20 protein-coding genes are annotated in these 21,696 nt (G+C 67.4%); 7 read left to right on the top strand and 13 right to left on the bottom strand.

What is annotated here, in order from left to right:
- Positions 1-59 precede the first annotated feature (59 nt).
- The 9 genes from RS84_RS10530 to RS84_RS10490 form a co-directional block, all read right to left on the bottom strand.
- Positions 60-1,601, bottom strand: coding sequence for a GMC oxidoreductase (locus RS84_RS10530; protein ID WP_045257742.1), 1,542 nt, complete (start codon positions 1,599-1,601; stop codon positions 60-62).
- Entirely contained in the window at positions 1,598-2,392 is a 795-nt protein-coding gene (locus RS84_RS10525; protein ID WP_045258111.1) for a sugar phosphate isomerase/epimerase family protein, read from the bottom strand. The genes RS84_RS10530 and RS84_RS10525 overlap by 4 nt, the downstream gene beginning before the upstream one ends.
- 77 nt (positions 2,393-2,469) lie before the next feature.
- Positions 2,470-3,306, bottom strand: coding sequence for a carbohydrate ABC transporter permease (locus tag RS84_RS10520; RefSeq protein ID WP_045257741.1), 837 nt, complete (start codon positions 3,304-3,306; stop codon positions 2,470-2,472).
- A 1-nt stretch (position 3,307) separates the two neighbouring features.
- Complete coding sequence (locus RS84_RS10515; RefSeq protein ID WP_045257740.1) at positions 3,308-4,261, bottom strand: carbohydrate ABC transporter permease; 954 nt, start codon at positions 4,259-4,261, stop codon at positions 3,308-3,310.
- Positions 4,262-4,343: 82 nt separating this feature from the next.
- A complete protein-coding gene (locus RS84_RS10510; RefSeq protein ID WP_045257739.1) occupies positions 4,344-5,642 on the bottom strand; it encodes an ABC transporter substrate-binding protein in 1,299 nt (432 codons plus the stop codon).
- Between the two features lie 120 nt (positions 5,643-5,762).
- Positions 5,763-6,716, bottom strand: a complete 954-nt coding sequence (locus tag RS84_RS10505; protein WP_045257738.1) for an alpha/beta hydrolase — start codon at positions 6,714-6,716, stop codon at positions 5,763-5,765.
- On the bottom strand, positions 6,716-7,981 hold the full coding sequence (locus RS84_RS10500) for an ABC transporter substrate-binding protein (protein WP_045257737.1): 1,266 nt from the start codon (positions 7,979-7,981) through the stop codon (positions 6,716-6,718). Before RS84_RS10500 ends, RS84_RS10505 begins: the two co-directional genes overlap by 1 nt.
- Before the next feature lie 90 nt (positions 7,982-8,071).
- The gene (locus RS84_RS18675) at positions 8,072-8,695 is read right to left on the bottom strand and encodes a TetR/AcrR family transcriptional regulator (RefSeq protein ID WP_160298175.1); all 624 of its coding nucleotides are present in this window, start codon (positions 8,693-8,695) and stop codon (positions 8,072-8,074) included.
- Between the two features lie 122 nt (positions 8,696-8,817).
- Entirely contained in the window at positions 8,818-10,308 is a 1,491-nt protein-coding gene (locus RS84_RS10490; RefSeq protein ID WP_045257736.1) for a GMC oxidoreductase, read from the bottom strand.
- 176 nt (positions 10,309-10,484) lie between these two features.
- Here RS84_RS10490 and RS84_RS10485 point away from each other — a divergent pair, with 176 nt between their 5' ends.
- The gene (locus RS84_RS10485; RefSeq protein WP_045257735.1) at positions 10,485-11,423 is read left to right on the top strand and encodes a LysR family transcriptional regulator; all 939 of its coding nucleotides are present in this window, start codon (positions 10,485-10,487) and stop codon (positions 11,421-11,423) included.
- Positions 11,424-11,438: 15 nt separating this feature from the next.
- Here RS84_RS10485 and RS84_RS10480 read toward each other — a convergent pair whose 3' ends face one another.
- From RS84_RS10480 to RS84_RS10465, 4 genes are all read right to left on the bottom strand, one after another.
- Positions 11,439-12,914, bottom strand: coding sequence for a C-glycoside deglycosidase beta subunit domain-containing protein (locus RS84_RS10480; RefSeq protein WP_045257734.1), 1,476 nt, complete (start codon positions 12,912-12,914; stop codon positions 11,439-11,441).
- Positions 12,915-12,954: 40 nt separating this feature from the next.
- Positions 12,955-14,259 carry a C-glycoside deglycosidase beta subunit domain-containing protein gene (locus RS84_RS10475; protein WP_045257733.1) on the bottom strand — a complete coding sequence of 435 codons (1,305 nt, stop codon included), beginning with the start codon at positions 14,257-14,259 and terminating at the stop codon, positions 12,955-12,957.
- A 134-nt stretch (positions 14,260-14,393) separates the two neighbouring features.
- A complete protein-coding gene (locus tag RS84_RS10470) occupies positions 14,394-15,377 on the bottom strand; it encodes a PDR/VanB family oxidoreductase (protein ID WP_045257732.1) in 984 nt (327 codons plus the stop codon).
- Position 15,378: 1 nt separating this feature from the next.
- A complete protein-coding gene (locus tag RS84_RS10465) occupies positions 15,379-16,536 on the bottom strand; it encodes an aromatic ring-hydroxylating oxygenase subunit alpha (protein ID WP_045257731.1) in 1,158 nt (385 codons plus the stop codon).
- 60 nt (positions 16,537-16,596) lie between these two features.
- On the opposite strand from RS84_RS10465, the gene RS84_RS10460 reads away from it, so the two are divergent.
- The 6 genes from RS84_RS10460 to RS84_RS10435 all read left to right on the top strand — a co-directional run bounded on the left by RS84_RS10460 (position 16,597) and on the right by RS84_RS10435 (position 21,645).
- Entirely contained in the window at positions 16,597-17,175 is a 579-nt protein-coding gene (locus RS84_RS10460) for a PadR family transcriptional regulator (RefSeq protein WP_045257730.1), read from the top strand.
- 166 nt (positions 17,176-17,341) lie between these two features.
- On the top strand, positions 17,342-18,325 hold the full coding sequence (locus tag RS84_RS10455; RefSeq protein ID WP_045257729.1) for an ABC transporter substrate-binding protein: 984 nt from the start codon (positions 17,342-17,344) through the stop codon (positions 18,323-18,325).
- A gap of 6 nt (positions 18,326-18,331) precedes the next feature.
- Positions 18,332-19,162: an ABC transporter permease gene (locus RS84_RS10450; RefSeq protein WP_045257728.1), complete on the top strand. Its 831-nt coding sequence runs from the start codon at positions 18,332-18,334 to the stop codon at positions 19,160-19,162.
- Positions 19,159-19,983 carry an ABC transporter permease gene (locus RS84_RS10445; RefSeq protein WP_045257727.1) on the top strand — a complete coding sequence of 275 codons (825 nt, stop codon included), beginning with the start codon at positions 19,159-19,161 and terminating at the stop codon, positions 19,981-19,983. Before RS84_RS10450 ends, RS84_RS10445 begins: the two co-directional genes overlap by 4 nt.
- A complete protein-coding gene (locus tag RS84_RS10440; RefSeq protein ID WP_045257726.1) occupies positions 19,976-20,794 on the top strand; it encodes an ABC transporter ATP-binding protein in 819 nt (272 codons plus the stop codon). The genes RS84_RS10445 and RS84_RS10440 overlap by 8 nt, the downstream gene beginning before the upstream one ends.
- Before the next feature lie 35 nt (positions 20,795-20,829).
- Positions 20,830-21,645, top strand: coding sequence for a PaaX family transcriptional regulator C-terminal domain-containing protein (locus RS84_RS10435; RefSeq protein WP_045257725.1), 816 nt, complete (start codon positions 20,830-20,832; stop codon positions 21,643-21,645).
- Positions 21,646-21,696 lie beyond the last annotated feature (51 nt).

Raw genomic sequence — 21,696 nt, 5'->3', positions numbered from 1 at the left:
ACACTATTGATTCTTTTCGACATAAGCAAGACATGAGTCTCTCCTGTCACGAGCAGTTGTCAGCTCTCCGAGTGCGCGAGTTCCGCTGCGATGCGACGGGCACCGCGGATGGCCAGTGCGACCGAGGTGAGGGTGGGGTTGCAGGCGGTCGACGTGGGGATCACGTTGTTGCCCGCCACGAACACTCCCGGCGCCTGCCACACTTCGCTGTCAGGCCCGCAGACGCTGCGACCATCATCGGTCTGTCCCATCCGGGTCGCCCCCTGATAATGCAGCGAGGCGCCGAGAGGCATCGTGAACGGGCGGTCGCCAAGAGGCTCGCCCACCGCCTTCGCGAGCTCGACGATCTGCGCACGTGCGCGATCGAGCACCTCGTGATCTCGTGGAGTCAGCCGGTAACGGATGCGCATGGCCGGCATCCCGTATCCGTCGACCTCTTCGTCACTGAACTCGACCCGATCGTCCCACTGCAGGTCCTTGGCGGTGAAGAGCCCCAGCCCGACGATCGATCCCGGAACGACAGGATCGTCGTCGGCGAGCGGGATCGGCGACGCGTCCAGCTGCATGACCTGACCGTGCCAGGGCTCCTCATCCGTGAACGGCACCCAGCTGACGCCGCTCTGTTCGCTGATCGTGCCGGCTGCGGCCGTGGAGCCGCCCTGCACGTCGTGCGGTGCCGAGACGTCGGTGAGCCGCGCCGCGAACACCACCTGCGACTGGTCGTTCAGCATCCGGCCGAGGGCGGCGGGACGGATGCCGGAGGCGTAGAGAACCTGGGCGGTGCGCAGGCCGTCGGCCGCCACGACGACGAACCGCGCCCGCACCGTGTGCGACTCGCCGGTGCGCAGGTCGCGCACCTCGACCCCGGCCGCGCGCCCGTCCTCGAGGAGCACCCGCGTCACGAGCGACTCATCGAACAGGGAGAAGCGCTCGTTCGCGCGGGTGACATCCCCCAGAACGACATCAGCGCCCGACCAGACGAGCCGGCCGTCTTCGCGGCGGTGCACCGCGAGCGGCATCCGCTGCACGTGCGTCGCTGGATCAGCGCGATGCGGATCCACCGCTCGGGAAAGACGCTCGCGCACGAGGGCAGTGAACGGCGCCTGCTCGAACGCGTCTGTTGTGACTGCGAGCAGCCTGTCCGCCTCGGCGAGCAGCTCGTCGAGATCGGGGAGGAAGGCGATGCGCTCGCTGCCGCCCGGACGCGGGCATGCCGCCGTCCAGTGCGCGCCCATACCGCCGACGTTGCTCGAGAAGGCGACGACGGGCATCCCGTCCTCTCCCTCCGCCTGATAGCCGCCTTCGAGCAGATATGTCCCCGGCCGCGCCATGCGGGCGCCCGCCTTCACGGCACCCGGGTCTGCCACGGTTTCGGCGGCCGCGGCGGGTCCCTGCGACGATCGCTGAGCCAGGGTGCGCGCGTCGACGTCGAGGATGTTCTTCACGTGCGAGCCGAGGGGGTCCGACACCGCCGGACCGACTTCGAACATCGCGATCACGGCATCCGGCGCCTCTTCGCTGAGGATGCGCGCATAAGCCGCTCCGTTGGGGCCGCTGCCGACGATGGTCACGTCGACCTCGGCAGGATAGCGCGTGCTCATGCGTTCGCCGCCAATCGCCGGATCAGCTCGACCGACTGCGAGGACTCGGTCTGCGGGTAGTACTCGAGTCCGATCGGCCCGTCGTAGCCCGAGGCGCGCAGGATGCCGAGGCGCTCGGTCCAGTCCAGCCCGCCCGTGCCGGGCTCGCCGCGGCCATCGGTGTCTGCCAGCTGCACGTACTTCACAAGGGAGCCGGCGTTGGCGAGCTCCGCCGCCATGTCCTCACCCTCGACCGCCGAGTGGTAGATGTCGTAGAGCACGCCGAAGAACTCGGAGTCGACGCCGCGGGCGACATACGCGGCCTCGGCGGTGCGGTCGAGCAGCGATCCCGGGTGGTCGACTCGCACGTTGACCGGCTCGAGCACGAGCGTGATTCCGGATCCCTCGATCTGCGCGATGGCCTTCTGATAGATCTCGATGAGCTTGTCGAGCTGCACCTGACGCTTCCAGCCTCCGAATCCCGTGCCGCTGCCGACGACCATGCGCGGGCAACCCAGGTCCTGGGCGATGGCGACGCCCTCATCGAGCTTGCGGAAGAACTCGGAGTGGTCCCACGGCGGGATCATGAACTGAGTGCGGGGTTCTGCGAGCTGGGCCGTGAGCTGCGTGCCGGTCTCTTCGAGCGCCGCCTTCAGCGCGGGCAGATCCTTCGGCGTGGCCGGGGCATCGACACCGGTCGGGCCCCACATCTCCACGGCGTCGAAGCCGGCCGCCGCGGCTGCGCGCACGCGGTCGTGATAGTCACCGGCCTCGGTGAAGAGCAGTTCGATATTTGGGGCGAGGACGTACATGATGCTCATTTCTCGACAGGGAGTCGGTGGTTGAGGGGTCGACGAAGAACGGCGTGCCGCCGGAGCGCGTGCGCGACTCAGCCTTTGAGGCCGCCGGCGAAGCCCTGGATGAAGCGCTTCTGCGCGAACAGGTAGAACGCGAGGATCGGGATCATCGAGACGATGACGATCGCGAAGATCTTGTTCCATGACGACACCAGCGAGCCGATGTAGTAGTACATGGCGACCGGAAGCGTCTGGTTCTGCGATCCGCCGAGGAAGATCAGCGACGTGAAGAAGTCGTTCCAGACGATGAGCCCGGCGAGGATCGCCACGGTGCCGGTCGCCGGGGACATCAGCGGCAGCACGATGCGGAAGAAGATCTGCGTGCGGCTCGCGCCGTCGATCGTCGCAGCCTCCTCGTACTCGGTGCCGAGTCCGCGGAAGAATCCGGCGTACAGGAAGATCGACAGCGGAAGAAGCATCCCGGTGTAGAGGATCACCATCCCCCAGAGCGATCCGGTGAGCCCCAGCGATCGGGCGCCGATGTAGAGAGGCACCGTGCCGAGCTGCGTCGGCAGCACGATCGCGATCAGGAAGAGGAAGTACACCGTGCGGCTCCACCGCCGGGTGCTGCGCGAGATCACATAGCCCGTGATCGCTCCGAGCAGGACGAGGCACAGGATGCTGCCTGCCGTGATGATCAGGCTGTTCATCAGCCCCAGGACGACGTTGGAGTTGCCCTGCGCGGAGAGCACTTCGGCGAAGTTGCCGAAGTCCGGGCTCGTCGGCGGTGCGAGATTCGAAGACGTGATGGTCTCCTGATCGGACTTCAGCGCGGTCGTGATCAGGAAATAGAAAGGTGCGAGGAAGACGAGGGCGAGGATCCAGACGAGGACTTCGCGCAGTGCGGTGAGCTTCGTGTAGCGGAACATCTCAGGACTCCTCACGGGGGTTGGTCACGCGCTGCTGGATCACGGCGAAGACCAGGATGATGACGGTCAGCACGAGGGCGAGGGCCGCGCCGTAGCCGAAGTTGCCGAGAGCGAAGGACTCCTTGTACACCTCGGTCGCAAGCGTCTCGGTGACCCCTGCGGGGCCTCCCCCGGTCATCGCCATGATCTGGTCGAAGACGCGGAGTCCGTTCACGAGGCCCAGGGTCGTGGCGATCGCGACAGCCGGCCGGATCGACGGGAACGTCACGTGCCAGAACCGCTGGCGGAGGTCCGCTCCGTCGATCGCGGCGGCCTCCTCGATCTCCACCGGCACGGCGGCGAGCCCCGCCATGTAGATGACCATCGCGAATCCGGTGTTCTGCCAGACGATGACGATGAGGATCGTCCAGATCGCCCACGTCGGATCCGCGACCCATGCCTTCGCGAACTCGCCGAGCCCGGCACCGCGGAGCATCACATTGATCGGGCCGTTGTAATCGAAGATGAACTTCCACACGTACGAGACGGCGAGCGGGCTCAGAACCACCGGCATGAAGAACAGGACGCGGAGGGCGTATCGCGTCTTCAGCCCTCGGTTCAGCGCCAGTGCGAGACCGAGTCCCACGATGTTGCTGAGGATCACCGACGCGAACGCGAGGAACAGCGTGTTGCCCAGCGCTCCGATCTGGGTCGGATCGCCGAAGATCTTGACGAAGTTGTCGACGCCGATCCAGTTGAAGGCGCCGATCCCCGACCAGTCGGTGAAGGCGAAGAAGCCTCCCACGGTCGTCGCGACGTAGTGGATAGCGATCACGAGGACGATGCCGGGGAGCGCCCACCACCAGTGCCCGAACTTCAGCAGCCCTGGCCGCCGCGGAGCTGCAGCGCGTCGCTGGGCACGGCCGGGCCGGGGAACGATCACCGCTTCTGTCTCGGTGTTCAGCATGGTGGGCATAAGGTCCTCGTGTTCGAACTCGGTGGTGCGACGACGGTGGGCCGCCCGGACGGAGGGTTTCGCCGTCCGGGCAGCCGCGTGATCAATCGCCATAGGCGGCGTCCATGTCCCCCAGGACCTGGTCGATCGTCTTCTGCCCGGTCAGCAGACCCTGCACACCCACCTGCAGAGCCTCATACACGGACGGGTTCGGCCAGATGTTGTTCGGCAGCGGGGCGTACGAGCCGTCCTTGAGAAGATCCACCACGGGCGCATAGATCGTGTCGCTCAGGTCCATGTCCTTGTAGGCCGAGATGGGCAGCTCGCCGGACAGCTCGTGATAGCGCTGCTGCGCTTCGTCGCTCGCCATCCACTCGAGGAAGTCCGCCGCCGCGCCCTTCGCCTTGGAGGCCGCGTTGATCGACAGCGTGTAGTTGGAGCTCGCGATGATGCCGGGCTTGCCGCCGTCTGCCGCCGGGAAGGGCTCGACCTTGAAGTCCGCCTCCGCAGGGGCTGCCTTGGCGATCTCGATCGCCGCGCCGGACGGGATGAAGGCACCGACCGAGGTGCCCTGCGCGAGGCCGTTGGTGATGGCGTCGAAGCCGCCGCCCTCCGCGCCGGGCTGGAAGCAGCCGCCCTTCGTGAGATCGACGATCGTCTGCAGCGTGTCCTTCCAGCCGTCGCTCTCGGCGAACGTGGTCTCGCCCGAGGCTCGCTTCTCGTTCCAGTCGGGGTCGTCCGCGTAGACGCGGGTCGCCGCGATCGCCTGGGCGGTGAGGCCGGTATTGGGCCCTGCGGCCCCGGCGAGGACCAGCAGCGACTTGCCCTGGGAGGCGAGGTCCTTGCACGCGGCGTAGAGGTCGTCCTCCGTGGTCGGGAACTCGTCGATGCCGTTCATCTTGAGCGTCCCGAGGCTGGCGACGATCGACCCGATGGTGAAGTCGAGAGGCTGCCCGTACACCTTCCCGTCGATCTCGAAGATGCTCTCGCTGCCCTCGGGAACAAGGCCCGCGGCAGTGTCGCCGAGAGGCTCGAGGAATCCGGCCTCGGCCAGCGGGATGATTCCGCGGGCATCTCCGGAGCCGGGAGTCGTCTGGATGACGTCCGAGGCGTTGCCCGCCTGCAGCTGAGTGCGGACGGTCTCGCCGTACTTGTCGTTCGGCGTCGGGTTCGTCGTGATCTTGACGTCGGGGTTGGCCTCCATGTACTCCTTCGCGAGCGTCTCGTACGGGCTCTCGAGATTGTTCGAGGTGGCGAAGGTGAAGGAGAACGACTGCGACCCGCCGTCGCTCTGGCCTTCGCCAGCGCTGGAGCCGGAGCATCCGGCAAGAATCAGGGCGCTCGCTGTTGCCACGGCGATGGCGCCAATGCGCAGTGCGGGGGTGCGACGGTGCTGTGTCATTTCCAGCCTTTCTTGACTTCGTTGTCTGCGGCCCTGTTCGGGCCGTGCTGCTGTTCTGCCAGTATCCTCGAGATGTGCCTGAATTGCACATAAGTCTTGCGAATACCCGACATAAGGCGTTCAGCCGCTGGCTGTCGTGCCTGATCTCCCTGCCGATTCCCGGTGCAGCCACTCGCTCATCGCGGTGATGGTCCGAATCGCCGTCTCATCTGCCGGCTCATCGATATGCCCGTGATCCGCGCCGATCTCCACCCTGAGCGCGACGTCGACGCCTGCGGAGCGCAAAGTGTCGGCGAAGTGCGTCGCCGAGGGCAGGAACCCGTCGAGCTCGCACGCCACGATCAATGCCGGCGGGTATCCATCCCCTGTGCCGAGCCCGGGAAATGCCGCGGGGTCGCCCAGCGCCTCAGGCGTCCCGGCGTAGTTGAACGCGATGGCTGGCGCACTGCTCGCGTCGACGAGAGCGTCCGGATCGGTACTGTCGGGGTGCAGAGCGGGATAGACCAGAAGCAGACCGGCCGGCACCGGCTCATCGGAATCGGCGAGTCGCCGCACAGCGCCCGCGGTCAAGGTGGCACCAGCACTCGCTCCACCAACATGCAGACGATCGGGTGCGACACCGAGGAGATCGAGAGAGTTCGCAGACGCGAACCGCCAGACCGAAAGAACGTCGTCCGAGGGTACCGGATAGTGCACGCCCCGAATGCACTTGGTGTAGTCGATCGACAGCACCGGTACACCGGCGGACGCGAGCTCCATCGCGACCCAGTTCGCCTCCGGCATGTCGAGATGCCCACCGAGAAAGGCGCCGCCGTGCACCCAGACGAGCGCCGAGCCACTCGGCGACGCCGTCGGGTCTACGTATGAGCGGGCGGCCAGGCCTTCGCGACTGCCGGGGACCTCGAGGTCCGTCATCGCGACCTCGCCGAGTCGCGGGAAGCGGGTGCGCAGCGACTCGGTGTCGATGCCGGTGCGGGGGTCCACGGGTTCCCCCACGGTCTCCAGCATCGCAATCATGTCGGCGAGATCCAGGCTGCGGAATCCCTCAGGACTGACTGCGCTCTCCTGCGTCATCATTCGTCCCACGCCGAGTCGAGCTGAGCGAGCAGCTGGTCAACAGTCACCTGTCCGGTCAAGAGGCCTTGCACGCCGGAACCGAGAGCGTCGAAGACACGCGCGCTGGTCCAGACGTTTACCGGCATGACCACCACATCGCCGGCGGTGAGCAGGTCGGCGACAGGCTCATACGGAGTCCCCGCGAAGTCGAAGTCCTCGATCCCAGTGACAGGCAGCGTTCCCGCAGCCTCCGCATAGGCCTGCGCCTGCTCAGGCTCTGCGAACCAATCCAAGAACGCTTGAGCGGCAGGCTTATGAGTTGCCGACGTGGGGATGGAAAGGGCGTAGTCCATGCTCGAGTAGATCGTCGCCGCTCCATCGCCCCTGGTGGGGAACGGCTCGACGACGATGTCGGCATCCGGCATCCCCGCCGCCATCTCGGTCGCCGCTCCAGCGGGAACGAAGGCGCCGAGTGCGGTGCCCTGTCCGAGGCTGCCCACCAATGCGCCGAAGTCACCGCCTTCCGCGCCAGGCTGGAAGCAGCCGGCATCCTTCATCTCGATGATCAGTTCGAACGCTTCGCGCCATCCGCTGGACTCGGCGAAGGTCACCTCGCCCGCTGCACGCTTGGCGTCCCACTCCGGGTCGTCGCCGTAGACGAGAGGCGCTGCGGCGACGAGACCGAGGAGGCCCGAGTTGATCGGAATCGCTCCGGCGACGGCGTAGAGCGCGATGCCCCGATCGCTGAGCGAGCGGCAACTGGAGAGCATCTCGTCGACACTCGTCGGGTACTGCACCCCAGCCGCCTGGTTGAAGATCGTCGCAGTGACACTCAGGTCGGTCGGCTGACCGTACATCTCCCCGTCGACGAAGAAGAGGCTGTGCGCAGAGTCCGGCACGAGATCCTCGGCATCTCCGCTCAGCGGCGCCAGGAGACCGGCGCCGCTGAGACTTCCGATCGATACCGGGCTACCAGCCCCCGGGATCACCATGATGACGTCCGAGGCCATCCCGCCCTGAAGCTGACTGCCGAGAACGCTGTCGTAGTTCTCTGCGGGGATCGGGTTGAGCGTGACCTTCGCCCCGCGGTGCTCGTCCATGTAGCGCTCAGCGAGAACTTCATACGGGCTGTTCTCGGCTACCGGGTAGGAGAGGGAGAAGTCCAGCGATGGGTCACCCTGACCCGACGAGGATGCTGCGCAACCGGATGCGGTCGCGCTGATCGCGCCGACGAGGAGGACCCCGCCCCACCGCGCGAGATGTGCTGTGTGCTTGCCTGCCATGATGGCTCCTTGAAGTCGACTTCGTCGGGCACGTCGATGTGACCCGAACCTCGACCATATCCGAATCATAATTCGGATTCAAGTGTTCAGCTACGAACGCGGCTGCGGGCTCCGCAGCAGGGCATCCACCGTGCGAGTCAGCAAGGACACGAATGACGCCCGCGATCTCACGCCCTCGACCGAATCGTCTCGCTCGATGTACCGGAGAGTCATGACGTACACGACGCCGAAAATCCACCGCATCCATTCGTCGTCGGCCACGCCCTGACGCTCACGAGCCAACTTGCGCACGACGATATCCCGCACGGAACGCCACGATTCCGGCCCGGTCGCTGCGAGCCGCTCGTCGCCCTCCGCCAGCGCCACGAGCGCTTGGATCATCGGGGCGTTCGCCTCCATCTCGGACGTGTACGCGTCGAGCAGCTCAGAGAGCGCCGATTCGCTGCGCTCACGATCAGGCAGCGAATCGAGGCGATCCACCATCGCCTGCTGAAGCTTGTCGAGCTCGCGGACCTGGACAGATCTCAGCAGATTCGCCCTGCTGCCCACTCGACCGTAGATGGTGCCGACAGAGACTCCGGCGAGCGCGCTGATGTCCGTGATCGTCACACCGGCTGCACCGCGTTCGCGCAGGAGTGCGGCGGTGGCATCCAGCACCCTGGTGAACGATTCTCGGCTCCGGGCCTGCTGCGGCTCTGCGACTCCGTCCGACACGGGCATGCTCCTCTCAGTGCCCGGGCGGGCACGCGCTACCCGCGCCACGATACATGCGACGAGCCTCGACCCGACATGTGCCGGTCAGGCGAAGCGCCGAAAGGATCGCTCCCCTTGGAGCCTCAGCCGTCGAGCTGTTCCCGCAGCGCGGGCACCGCGCGCACCGCGAGCGCGACGCTCGTGAGCGTCGGGTTCGTGACGGTGGCCGTCGGGATCAGCCCGTTGCCTCCGAGGAACAGGTTCTCGAAGCCCCACACGCGCGATCGGGTGTCGACGACGGATGCCGCTCCCCCGTCGTCGCCCATGCGCACGGTGCCCTTGTAGTGCAGGGACGTGCCGGCGGGCATCAGCCGAGGCTCTCCTCCGGGCACGAAGCTGCCGATGCTCTGCGCAACCGCCCGAAGGTCGGCCATCGCGGCATCCACCTCCGCGAGCTCACGGTCGGTGACCTCGTACTCGATCGACAGCTGCGGCATCCCCCAGCGGTCCGTCTCGGCGTCCGAGAAGACCACGCGGTCCTCCACCCGCGGAAACTTGCGCACCCCGTTGCCCATCGCCACGTACCGGGCGGCTCCGACGCCGACCGCCGATTCGTCGACCGGGAAGGGCGCATCGGCCATGTGCATGACCTGCGTGCGGTACGGGTGCACGCCGGCGGTGTACGGGATGCCGAACGTCGACGCCGTCGGGTCCTTCACCAGCTCCTTCACGGGAGTGTCGATACCGGCCCGCTGCACGACCTCATCGCTGAGCGCGACCACGCTGTACACGAGGACATGCTCGGTGAAGTAGCGACCGAGCGGATCGGGGCGGATGCCGGAGGCCCACAGCAGCTGCGGCGTCTGCAGCGCATTCGCGGCGACCACCACGGCCTTCGCCTCGACGACCTCCCTCTCGCCCGTCGGAATGTGCTCCACCTCTGCGCCGACGACGCGAGCACCATCGAGGATCAGGCGGCGCGCGATGGTCTCGGCACGGAGGGTGACCGGAGTGTCGCCGAGGATCGTGTCGGCGCCGCCCCAGCGGATGGAGCCGTCGGGCTGCGGGATCGCCGACATCGGCAGGCCGTCGGGCATACGGTCCTCGGGCAGGACGCCCGAGAAGTGCTCGCGCAGCAGTGACTTGATCGCCGAGCCATATGGGTTCTCAGGCAGTGTCGTCACGTGCATCAGGCGCTCGGCTTCCTCAAGGGCGGCATCCAGCTCGCCCGAGGGGATCACGTCGATGCGCTCGTCGTCATTGGGGCGCGGCGTCGCGCAGGTCCAGTGCACACCCATGCCGCCCACGCAGGCGGAGAGCGCCGCCGCGGGCATCCCGGCCTGGTGGCCCGGCGAGGCGATGTACGTCCCGCCGGGCGAGATCACGGTGCCCTCGACCTGAAGGCTGCGCGCCGAGTCTCCGCGCACGCCACCCGAAGGTCCCTGCGACGCCTCACGCGCGGCGTCGCGCTCTTCGGGCGGCAGGTTACGCACGTTCGTACCGGCCGGGGTCGACACCTGGGGTCCGAGTTCGATCATGGTGATCGAGGTTCCCGGGCGCTGCTCGCCGATGAGCCGCGCGAAAGCGGAGCCGACGGGGCCGCTGCCGATGATGAGGAGGTCTGTGGACGTCATTCATCCATCATTCCACTTCTTATGTCGGTTTTCGCCATTAGTATGGCTGATTCCGGCATTCGCCGCATGGATGCTCACGTGGACCGTCGCATCGTCGCGGTCAATGACGCATAGCCAGGGCATCGGCTTGATGGATACAATCTCAGGACTGACCCGACCCGAAGGATCACACCGTCGTGACCGATCATGCCCTGCTCTCACGGCTCGACCTCAACCTGCTCGTGGCACTCGATGCGCTGCTGACGGAACGCAGCGTGACCCGCGCCGCCGAGCGGCTGCATCTGAGCCAGCCGGCCCTGTCCGCATCCCTGGCGCGGCTGCGCACGCATTTCGGCGATCCGATCCTCGCCCGCCGCGGCAACACCTATGAGCTCACGCCGTTCGCGCTGCGCCTCGCCGAGCACACCACCACGGCACTCGACGCGGCCCGCCGCGTCTTCGAGAGTCAGGCCACGTGGGAGCCCTCCGAGTCGGTGCGCGAGTTCCTCATCTACGGGTCCGACTACGGATTCACGACGATCGGCCGCGTCGTCTCCGAGCTCGCCGCCGAGCGCGCGCCGGGCGTGCGCTTCCGGTTCGCGCTGCACAACCCGCTCATCGTCGAAGACGCCACAAACCGGTTGCGCGCTGCCGACGGCATGGTGATCCCGCACGGCTTCCTCACGGACCTGCCCTTCGCCGATCTCTGGCACGACACCTGGGTGGGCCTGGTCGCCGAAGAGAACGAGGCAGTCGGAGACGTTCTCAGCATGGAGAACATCTCGGAGCTGCCGTGGGCCATGCACTACCAGTCGCGGTCGGCGTTCACCTCGGCCGAGCGTCAGGTGCAGCAGCTCGGTGTCGAGCCTCACGTCGAGGTGGTCGTCGAGAGCTTCATGTCACTGCCGCTGTTCATCGCCGGCACGCGACGGATCGGCCTGGTGCAGGCCGCGCTCGCACCCATCGTGCAGCGCGTCGGCGGCCTGCGGATCGTCGGCCTGCCCTTCGACGCCACCCCGCTCACGAACGCCCTGTGGTGGCACCCGGTACACGGCCGCGACCCTGAGCACGCCTGGATGCGCGAGCTGTTCGCCGAGGCCGGCCGCGTCGTCGAAGCCGAGGCCCGCGTCGTCTGAGCGCGCACCCCGCACTCAGACCGCCGTCACCACGCGCATGCTCGCGCGGATGAGGTCGTGCTGGCGCCGCACGAGCAGCAGCGGGTCGACCTCCCCGAGCTCGGCGAAGGCGTGCCCTTCCCACTCGCTCGACCAGTAGCCGCGATATCCGCCCTCGACGAAGACGCGCACATGCTCCGGGTAGTCGATCGCCGGCTCCTGACCCGACTCGTCGATGTCGTAGAACTTGGCGTGCACGTGCATGATCTGCGGCATGATGTCCGCCCACTCACGGGGGTCGACGTGGCCGTGCATGTTGAACGCCAGGTGCGCGAACGAGCCGAGCCTGCCAGGGTCGAAGTCGCGTCCCTTCAGGTAGCCGATGAACTTCTCCTGGCGCTCACGCATCGTGGCATCCGTCGCCCAGATCCGCTGCAGGGTGTCCAGGGCCTCGTCGTCGAGGCCCGCGCGCTGGACGGCGCGGAGCAGCGTCGGCGACATCGAGTGCATGGTCGAGGAGAAGTCGGCGACGAAGCCGAGCAGCGGCGAGTCGAGCTCTGCGTAGGTGTCGCGCACCTTGAGGATGGCCTCGTGGTTCGGCCCCATCGGCGCGTGGATCTCGTAGGCGAGCTTCAGCTCGAGACGCTCGGCCACGGGCAGAAGCCGGCGCAGCAGCTCGGGCTTGGCGCTCTGGATGCGCACGAGCGGGAAGCCGAGCTTCTTCGCGCCCTGGAACATGAGCTCGCTGAACTCGAACTCCTCGTCGGGCGTCATGTCGCGATCGCGGCGGCGCCCCATGTCGAGGTTGGCGCCGAAGGAACTGGCGTCGAAGCCGTGCCGGTCGAAGGCCGCGCGCCAGGTGTTCAGGAACTCGTCGGAGACCACCGGATAGGTGGGCAGCACCTGGGAGGCGACGATCTCGATGCCCGGCCCGATGCCGAGATCGGCGACCCGGTCGAGCAGTCCGTCGAAGTCGTACCACCCGGCACGGAACTCCGCGCTCGCGGAGTACAGGGTCAGGCCAAGCTTGAACGGGTCGTCGTCCGTGGCTGCGGGCGGCGGCGCGGCGGCCGCGACGAGGGCCGGCGCGGCATCCGCCGCGTCCTTCACCGTAAGCGTCAGCGTCTGGCGCACGACGTTCGGCACGTACATGCCGGGCCCTCCGTCCTGCCCTGGCGCGATCTGCATGTAGGGCAGGCGCAGGTCGCCGGCGATCGACACCTCGTGCGTCTCGCCGAGCGCGAACGGCTCGGCGCGGCGGGCGACGAACAGCGGATGCTCCTGCAGGAACCACAGGGTCTCGCTCTGCTCGGGCAGCTCGTCGAGGCCGTACTGCACGCCGTCGAGCTCGAAGCGCAGGTCGCCGGCCGGGATCTCCTCGCCGTCGATCGAGAGGCCGAGGGTGCCGACCGAGGAGAGCCACAGGCTCCGGTACCAGGGCAGGGTGAGGGCGACGGCGAATCCGTCGGGGTGCACGCGCAGGCTGTCCTGCTGGATGAGGCCGTTGGGCATGATCTCTCCTCTGTGGTTGCGGACGGGTGGTTGCGGATGCTCAGGCGAGGCCGGAGGCGATCTCGCGCATGATCGAGTGCTGCCGGCGCACCTGCTCGAGGGAGCGCCACGGCTCGCGGGCGCCCTCATACTCGCTGGAGAGATAGCCGGTGTAGCCGGCATCCTTGAGCCCCTGCAGCACGGGCCGCCACGGGATCTGGAGATCCTCGCGGCTCTCATCGATGTCGTGGAACTTCGCCTGCACGAACACGACGTACTCGCCGATGCCTGCGAGATCGGCGGGGTCGACGCCGATGCCGTCGAGGAACGCGGGCCTGGTCTCGCGGGTCTCCCCCGGGCGCAGCGGAATCGGACGGTCCTGGAAGATGCCCGTGTCGATGAGCAGACCGAAGTGCTTCGTGCCGGTGCGCTGGATGAGGTCGATGTAGTCGTCGACGACCGGATGCTTGATCGGTGTCGGCGAGTGGATCTCCGGGGCGATGATCACGTCCAGCTCGGCGGCCAGATCGAGGCTGCGCTCCACCGACTCGGTCCAGATCGGGTGCGGGATCAGGTCGCTCGATACGACACCGATCTTCGGGCGGACGAAGCGGAATCCGAGCTGCTTCGCCAGTCGCAGGTCGCGCTGCAGCGCCGCAGCCCCCTCGTCGGCGGTCATGTCACGGGCGCCGGGCCCGCTGGAGTGCAGCCGGGTGTCGATCCAGGAGCCCATGTTCGTGGGCTCGAGCCGGTACGCCTCCAGAAGGCGGAACCACTCGTCGATCCACGCCGTCGACGGGTTCGGGTAGCCGGGAACGTGGCCTTCGCCGAGGATCTCGATACCGGTCGCGCCGAGATCGGCGATCGCGGCCATCGAGGCCTCCAGCCCGAGCACGGTGTTGAAGTCGTCCGTGTAGCTGTACAGCGAGACCCCGTACTGGAAGGGTCCGCCGTCGTGTTCGGAGCTCAGCGTGACCCGGCGGGTGGAGCGGGAACGGCTCGGCTGGTGCTCGATCGGGATGTAGGAGGCGCGCAGCAGTATCTCGACCGACACCTCGTGCGTGCCGTCGGGCAGCCCGCCGGCGAAGGGCACGGTGACGACGGCCGCCTCCTCCAGCGGCCAGCGCACATCGTCCGATTCCCACAGCTGCTGCAGGGTGTACGTGGTGCCGCCCAGCGTCCAGAGCGGAACATCGGGCCCGACGTCGACGAGATCGCCCACCCGGACCGAGATCCCGTCGATGAGCGAGGCGTACAGTCCGCGGTAGTTCGGGATCCGCACACGGAACTGGAAGCCGGTGATCCGGTCGCCGTCACGCACGTTCCGGAAGCCGGTGGACTGAATGAGGTCTCGTTCGAGAAGCATCCGTGCTCGCTCTCTGTGTCAGGCGCGTCGGTGCGCCCTTCGAGAGTATCAACCTTCAGTCTTCTTTAGACATAAGAAGTATTGATTTGCACATAACTGTGAGTACCCCTGCGGCCTGCGCATCCTCGCGCCTCTCAGGAGAGCTGCAGCTCGATGACCGCCATCTCCTCACCCTCCAGGCGCACACGCGACACGCAGGGGCAGATCTTCGACCGCGCGTCCCGCTGGCGCTCGCTGTAGAACACGTCGCGATGGTCGATGTCTCCGGCGAGACCGATGACCCGCGCCTCGCAGATCCCGCACTCGCCCTTCCGGCAGTCGAACATGGGGTCGGCGCCTGCGTCCTCGAGAGTCTCCAGCAGCGTCTTGTCGGCCGGCACGACGCAGTCGATTCCGACGGCCGGAATGCGGACACGGAACGGCTGCGCCTCATGCCATCCGCTGTTGCCGAACGTCTCGAATCGGAGGTTGGCGTATGGGCGACCGGAGGCATCCCATGCTCGCCGCACGGCATCCATCAGCCGGATCGGGCCGCACATGTACAGCTCCGCATCCACTGCGACGGCGTCGACGAACTGCGGGATGTCCAGCGATGTGCCCTCATCACCGACGCACACTTGGAGCCGCTCCCCATGCTCGGCGGTCAGGTCGTCGAGATAGGCCATGGCGTCCCTGCTGCGTCCGCAGTACACGACCTGGTACTCCGCACCCGCTGCGCGCGCGGCGCGCGCCATGCCGAGCACGGCAGTGATGCCGACTCCGCCAGCGAGGAAGACGTAACGCGCCGCGCCGTGACGGTACGGGAAGTCCTGCAGCGGATAGGTCACATCGACCCGATCACCCGGACGCAGAGCGTGCACGACCGCGGCACCGCCGCGCGAGACGTCGGTGCGCATCACGCTGATCGCGAAGTCGCCACCCTCGCCCACCGGCTCGACGACGGAATACGAACGAGTGACGGGCTCGCCGTCGACGCGGATCCGGACATCGACGTGCATGCCGGGATCCAGCCTGCGCTGCGTATCCGGCGACAGCACGATCCGGTGGATCCGATCCGTCAGAGGCGCCGATTCCCGCACGGTGGCCTGCTGCCATTTGACGGTGTGCGACTGCGCCATCTCACACGACCTGAGGGACGCGCTCGGCGCCGACGCCCGTCGGCAGCGGCACTGCGGACGGGCGCCCCTCGCTCTCCAGCATCCGCTCGAGGATGCGGCGGACCCACATGCCGCCGGTGTCGATGTTGAGGCTGTAGAACTCGTAGTCGGGGTTCGCGTCGATCGCGGCCTGCTGCGCCTGCAGCATCCGCTCGTCCTCGCCGAACACCCCATGCACGCCATTGCGCAGCTGTGTGGTGATGAGCTGGCTGTCCAGGCGGTAGTTGCGCTGGAACGACCAGAAGTAGTGGCAGCTGCGGTCGCTCTCCGGCGTGATCGTGTTCATCACGTAGCCGTTCACCCCCTGGCTTCGATCCCCCTCCGGAGCTCCGGTGCCCGCCCTCGCGACGCCGACGTCGATGCGGATCGTCGACGGCGCCTCGAAGTGGATGATCTGCCAGCGGTCGACCTTGCCCTCGAAGTCGGGGAACTTGTCGCGCATGTTCTTGAGCCAGAAGGGCGGCGCGTCGATGCCGAGCATCCACCGCTCCACTGTGACCGTCGTCTCGGTGTGGCTCGTGACGAACTCCGACTCGCTGAGCTCCTCCTGGCCGATGCTCGACGAGTGCACGAACTCCTCGTGCGTGAGGTCCATGAGGTTGTCGAGCACGAGCTGATAGTTGCAGTCGGCGTGGATCAGCTCGCCGTCGCCGGTCCACTCCGGGTCGGTCATCTGGCTCATGTCGGGGATCAGGGCAGGATCGGCGATCGCGGGGTCGCCGACCCACACCCAGACGTACCGGTAGCGATCGACGACGGGGAACGACGGAACCGTCGCGCTGGGATTGATCGTCTCCTGGGCGGGCATCGAGGTGCAGCGTCCCGTCTTGTTGTAGCGGATGCCGTGGTACGGGCACTGCAGGTCGTCGCCGATGACCTTCCCCATCGACAGCGGGGCGAGCCGGTGCCAGCAGGCGTCGGCGAGCGCCACCGGCGTGCCGTCCTGGGTGCGATAGAGAGCGAGCGGCCTGCCCGCGATCGTGCGCGCCATCGGGTTGCGGGTGACCTCGTAGTCCCACGCGGCGACGTACCACGCGTCGCGCGGGTAGTCGAAGATCTTCGCGGTCGTGCGCGTCTCAGCCAAGTCCACTCCTTCGTGTCTGGAAATACCCTGCAGCATTTACCTATGCGTATAGGTATACACGAAGGGCTCGATAGTCTCGAGGGGGAAAGGAGCCGCATGAGTCTGCGTTACGCATTGCTGGCGCTTCTGAGAGTGGGGCCCTTGTCGGGGTATGACCTGCAGAAGCAGTTCCATCAGTCCGTCGGGCACGTGTGGCACGCGCCCGATTCGCAGATCTATCCCGAGCTTCGCAAGATGGAGCAGCTCGGGCTCATCGTCGGCGAGGAGCAGGCCCGCGGCGAACGCGGCACTCGGCGCATGTACCACGTCACGGACGCGGGTGATCAGGCCTTCCTCGACTGGATGGCCGCGCCGCTCGAGTATCAGCGCGTGCGGGATCCGGCCCACCTGCGCGCGGCCTACCTCGAGACGACGACCCCGGATGCCGCGCACGCCTTCCTGCAGCAGCACATCGTGCAGTGGACGAGCGAGCTCGCGCAGTGGACCGGTGAGCTCGCGCGCATCGACGCGGTCACAAATCCCATGCTCGCCAGGCGCCTCGCGGTGACCCCTGAGAAGGACCGCGAGCGCACGATCGCCTACAAGCGCTTCGCCTACGAAGGCCTGGTCGAGCGCGCCGAAGCCGAGATCGCCTGGGCGCGCCGCGGGCTCGATCTCATCGCCCGCATGTCTTAAATATTCAATGAACACGTGACGAGCGTCACAAAAACATTGACAAATAACTCTCTCGTGGCGCACGATGACTGTGTCAGCACAGCGAGGTGCGCAGCTCCCGCAGCGGCGGCCACAGGCGCCCGTCGGCGTGCCGGCATACCGACACGAGCAAACGAGAGGTCCTTCAATGAAGAAAGCACTTTCCGCCGTCGCGCTCGCCGCTGCCGCGGTTCTCGCACTCGCCGGCTGCACCGATTCCGCTGCGGGGCCGTCGAGCGCACCGAGCGACGGCAGCAGCTCGGATGACATGCGCACGGTGCGCGTCGCCGCGCTTCCTATCGCCGAGACCGGCGCCCTATGGGCCGCGATCGACGAAGGCATCTTCGAGAAGCACGGCATCGCGGTCGAGGTCGTGCCGGCGCAGGGTGGCGCCCAGGCGATCCCCGCGCTTCTCAGCGGCGACATCCAGTTCGCGATCGGTCAGCCATTCGGCCCGTTCCGCGCCGACCTGCAGGATCTCGGCGTCGCGATCATCGGCGACTACGCGAGCGCTCAACCGACCGGTCGCGACGTGAACGCGGTCGTCTCCCTGCCGGACTCCGGGATCACTGACCCCGCCGACCTCGCCGGCAAGAGGGTGTCGGTGAACAGCCTGGGCGCCGCCGGCGACGTCACCATCATGAAGGCGGTCGAGGATGCCGGAGGCGACCCGTCGACGATTCAGTTCGTCGAGGTGGCCTTCCCCGACGTGCAGGCCCAGCTCGAGGCCGGCAACATCGACGCCGGCTGGGTACCGGACCCGTTCATGTCGCAGATCGAAGCAGGCGGCGGCAACATCGTGGTGTTCCCGTATCAGGCCGCGATCCCGGGGCTCGATCTCCTGACGACCATCACGACGCAGAAGCTCATCGACTCCGATCCTGAACTCGTGACAGACTTCTCCGCGGCCATGAGCGAGGCCCTCGACTGGGCGTCCGGCAACGAGGACGCCGTTCGCGCGGCGATCGTCGAGAACATGGGCGTGCCAGAGGACGTCGCTGCCGGCATCACGCTCCCGGTGTTCACCGCCGACCTCGACGTCGCCAACCTGAAAGAGCTGGCAGACCTCGCGGTCGGGTACGGAGTCCTCGAGAAGGCGCCCGACTTCGATCGCCTCGTCCAGATCCCCTGACGCCCGGTGGAATCCGCACTCGCCGTCACGGGCACCGCACCCGTTCGCACTCGACGCTCCCCGCGGAGTGCGCGCAAGGTTCTGCTGGGCGCACTCGGCCTCGTCGGCTTCCTGGTCACCTGGCAGCTGATTCCGGCGCTCGGCGTCGTCAGCCCCCGCTTCCTTCCGTATGCGAGCGACGTGCTCGGCCAGATCCTGACCGAGGTCCGAGATCTCGAGTTCTGGCGCAACGTCGGTCGCACCCTGACGGCGTGGGGGCTCGGGCTGCTCATCGCGACGCTGCTGGCGGTCGTGGCCGGTGCGCTCATCGGCCTCGTGCCCTTCCTGCGCAGAGCGACCCACACCACGGTGGAGTTCCTGCGCCCCATCCCCTCTGTGGCGCTGATCCCGCTCGCGATCCTGGTGTTCGGCCTGCAGCTGCAGGCCGCGCTGCTCATCATCGTCTACGCGACCTTCTGGCAGGTGTTCGTGCAGGTGCTCTACGGGGTCGCCGACGTCGACTCCGTCGCCCGCGACACGGCGAAGAGCTTCGGGCTCTCCCGTGCAGAGCGCTTCCGTTACCTGGTGCTGCCGACGGCACTGCCGTACATCATGACCGGGCTGCGGCTCGGCGCCGCAGTCGCTCTGATCCTCGCCATCACGGCTGAACTCGTGATCGGTATCCCCGGCATCGGGCGCGAGATCGTGTTCGCGCAGACTGCGGGCGACTGGACCACGGTGTACGCGTACGTCGTGGTGGCCGGGCTGCTCGGCCTCACCGTGAACCTGATCTTCCGATTCATCGAGCGCCACGCGCTGTCGTGGCATCAGTCCGTGCGAGGGGAGGAGGTTCTGTGAGCCTCTACACGAGCACCGTCGTCGTACCCCGGCCGCGAACGAGGCGCTGGTCGAATGCGCTCGCGGGCTTCGGCTTCACCATCGGCCTGCCGGTCGTCCTTCTCGTCGTCTGGGGCGTCTCGTCCTCGATCGCCCCTGCCGCGTTCTTCCCGCCGCCTCTCAAGATCCTCGACGCGTTCGCTCGGACCTGGCTGGGAACCGCCTTCGTCACCGAGGTGCTGCCCAGCCTCGGCCGGCTCACCGCCGGCATCCTGCTGTCGGTGACGATCGGCATCATCGCCGGGACGCTGATCGGACTCACGCGGTGGCTGCGGGAGCTGCTCGAGCCGACGCTGGAGTTCTTTCGCGCGATCCCGCCACCTGTGCTGGTGCCGGTCATGCTCATACTGTTCGGGCCCGCAGACAGCACGCGGGTGATCGTGATCGTCGCGGGGTCGATCTGGCCGGTGCTGCTCAACACGATCGAAGGCGTCCGCGCCACCGACTCCGTGATGACCGAGACGGCGCGCTCCTACGCGCTGACTCGCGGCGAGCGTCTGCGGTATCTCGTACTGCCGGCCGCGAGCCCCCGCATCATGGCCGGCGTCAGGCAGTGCCTGTCTGTGGCGCTCATCCTCATGGTCATCTCGGAGATGTTCAGCACCTCGTCCGGGCTCGGTTTTCAGATCGTCTATTTCCAGCGCAACTACCTGATCGCAGAGATGTGGAGCGGCATCGTGCTGCTCGGACTCGTCGGCGTCCTGCTCGCGTCCGTGTTCGGCCTGATCGAGCGTCGGGTGCTCCGCTGGTACCACGGAATCAAGGAGGTGGAGCGTGCCTGACACGCTTTCGAAGGGTCGTCCGCTGCTGAACGTCGAGCACCTGCGCAAGGTGTACGAGTCGTCGACGGGAACGGTCGAGGCGATCGGCGACATCAGCTTCTCGATGACCTCGGGCGAGCTGGTGTGCATCGTCGGGCCGTCCGGTTGCGGAAAGACGACCCTGCTGAAGTGCATCGCGGGCCTGCTGCGTCCCACCTCAGGGGCGATAGCACTCGACGGCAGGGCGGTCACAGGCCCGCCGCCGAGCATGGCGCTGGTCTTCCAGGAGTACGGGAGGAGTCTGTATCCGTGGCTCACGGTGCGCGGCAACGTCGAGCTCCCGCTGAAGCACAAGAAGCTCTCGGCGTCAGAGCGCACCCGGCTCGTGGACGATGCTCTGGCCGCGGTCGGGCTCGACCATGCGACCGCGAGCTACCCCTGGCAGCTCTCCGGGGGAATGCAGCAGCGCGTCGCGATCGCACGTGCAGTGGCGTACCAGCCGGAGGTGCTGATCATGGACGAGCCCTTCGCCGCGGTGGATGCTCAGACCAGAGCTGATCTGGAAGACCTTGTGCGCGCGCTTCACCGCGAGCGCGGCATGTCGATCCTCTTCGTCACGCATGACATCGACGAGTCCGTCTATCTTGGTGAACGCGTCGTCGTGCTGTCGAAGTCGCCGACCTGGGTGCAGGAGGATCTCGCGATCGACCTCGCCCCGGAACGCGACCAGATCACGACACGGGCGCTGCCTCGGTTCACCGAGCTGCGCACGCACGTGTACGAGCAGATCCAGCGAGCCAAGCGCGGCGAGGCGGTGCGGCCCGCCGCCTGACTTCGGCGGCGCGGCAGGCGGAGAGGGAGAACAGCATGTCCGGCAGGCAGCCGAAGCAACTGCTGCTCGCGTTCCTCGGCGAGTACGTCGTCGATGCGCATGACGAGCCGATCCGCGCGTCGGCGCTCATCACCGTGCTCGAGGGCGCCGGGATCGCGGCCCCGGCCACGCGAGCGACGCTCGATCGGCTGGTGCAGTCGGACTTCCTTGATCGAGAGCGCAGCGGTCGCGAGATTCTGTTCTCCCTGACCGGCCACGGGACGGCCGTGCTGCGCGAGGCGACCGACCGCGTGCGCGGACCTCACCCGTTCGACGCGCCGGGTGAGGGGTGGACTCTGGTCACGTTCTCGATACCCGAAGAGCAGCGGCAGCTGCGCCATCGCCTGCGAGCCGCGCTGACCTGGGACGGATTCGCTCCCATTCGCGATGGCCTGTGGCTCGCCCCCGGCGAGGTCGACCTGGACGCCTCGCTCGCGCCCTTGCGGGACGATCTGCCGACGGGTGCGGTCACCGCGTTCCATGCGAGGGAGCTGCCGGGCTTCTCGATCGCGGAGAGCGTGCGCGCCGCGTGGGACATCGCCGCCATCCGCGAGGCGCACGAGAGCTTCATCCACGAATGGCGGACCCCTCAGGCGGTCACCAGCGTGCTGGCACGGCGCGTGATGCTGGTGACCGACTGGCTCGCCCTGCTGCGCGCCGATCCGAGACTGCCAGCAGCATTCATGGAGAGCAACTGGCCTGCGGGCGACTCGTATGCCCTGTACCACCGTGTGCGCACGGAGACCGAGGCCGCCGCGGCGGCCGAATTCGCCTCGCTGGTCGCGCCGCGCACGAAGGCGGCGCGGGTCTGAGCATCCGCACGTCACAGCGATCGGCCGGCCCCCTCTCCGGGCCGGCCGATC

Origin of the sequence: Microbacterium hydrocarbonoxydans, assembly GCF_000956475.1 — a bacterium.
Classification (GTDB): Bacteria; Actinomycetota; Actinomycetes; order Actinomycetales; family Microbacteriaceae; genus Microbacterium; species Microbacterium hydrocarbonoxydans_A.
Note: the sequence above shows the minus strand (reverse complement) of the source record. Positions and strands in the feature narration are given on the sequence as shown.

Bases quoted from the DNA above. Each gene is read 5' to 3' on its own strand.
- RS84_RS10460 (WP_045257730.1), top strand. From the start codon at position 16,597: ATGAGTCTGCGTTACGCATTGCTGGCGCTTCTGAGAGTGGGGCCCTTG.
- RS84_RS10505 (WP_045257738.1), bottom strand. From the start codon at position 6,716: ATGACGCAGGAGAGCGCAGTCAGTCCTGAGGGATTCCGCAGCCTGGAT.
- RS84_RS10520 (WP_045257741.1), bottom strand. From the start codon at position 3,306: ATGTTCCGCTACACGAAGCTCACCGCACTGCGCGAAGTCCTCGTCTGG.
- RS84_RS10525 (WP_045258111.1), bottom strand. From the start codon at position 2,392: ATGTACGTCCTCGCCCCAAATATCGAACTGCTCTTCACCGAGGCCGGT.
- RS84_RS10515 (WP_045257740.1), bottom strand. From the start codon at position 4,261: ATGCCCACCATGCTGAACACCGAGACAGAAGCGGTGATCGTTCCCCGG.
- RS84_RS10530 (WP_045257742.1), bottom strand. From the start codon at position 1,601: ATGAGCACGCGCTATCCTGCCGAGGTCGACGTGACCATCGTCGGCAGC.
- RS84_RS10490 (WP_045257736.1), bottom strand. From the start codon at position 10,308: ATGACGTCCACAGACCTCCTCATCATCGGCAGCGGCCCCGTCGGCTCC.
- RS84_RS10435 (WP_045257725.1), top strand. From the start codon at position 20,830: ATGTCCGGCAGGCAGCCGAAGCAACTGCTGCTCGCGTTCCTCGGCGAG.
- RS84_RS10455 (WP_045257729.1), top strand. From the start codon at position 17,342: ATGAAGAAAGCACTTTCCGCCGTCGCGCTCGCCGCTGCCGCGGTTCTC.
- RS84_RS10470 (WP_045257732.1), bottom strand. From the start codon at position 15,377: ATGGCGCAGTCGCACACCGTCAAATGGCAGCAGGCCACCGTGCGGGAA.
- RS84_RS10510 (WP_045257739.1), bottom strand. From the start codon at position 5,642: ATGACACAGCACCGTCGCACCCCCGCACTGCGCATTGGCGCCATCGCC.
- RS84_RS10465 (WP_045257731.1), bottom strand. From the start codon at position 16,536: ATGCTGCAGGGTATTTCCAGACACGAAGGAGTGGACTTGGCTGAGACG.
- RS84_RS10480 (WP_045257734.1), bottom strand. From the start codon at position 12,914: ATGCCCAACGGCCTCATCCAGCAGGACAGCCTGCGCGTGCACCCCGAC.
- RS84_RS10475 (WP_045257733.1), bottom strand. From the start codon at position 14,259: ATGCTTCTCGAACGAGACCTCATTCAGTCCACCGGCTTCCGGAACGTG.
- RS84_RS10500 (WP_045257737.1), bottom strand. From the start codon at position 7,981: ATGGCAGGCAAGCACACAGCACATCTCGCGCGGTGGGGCGGGGTCCTC.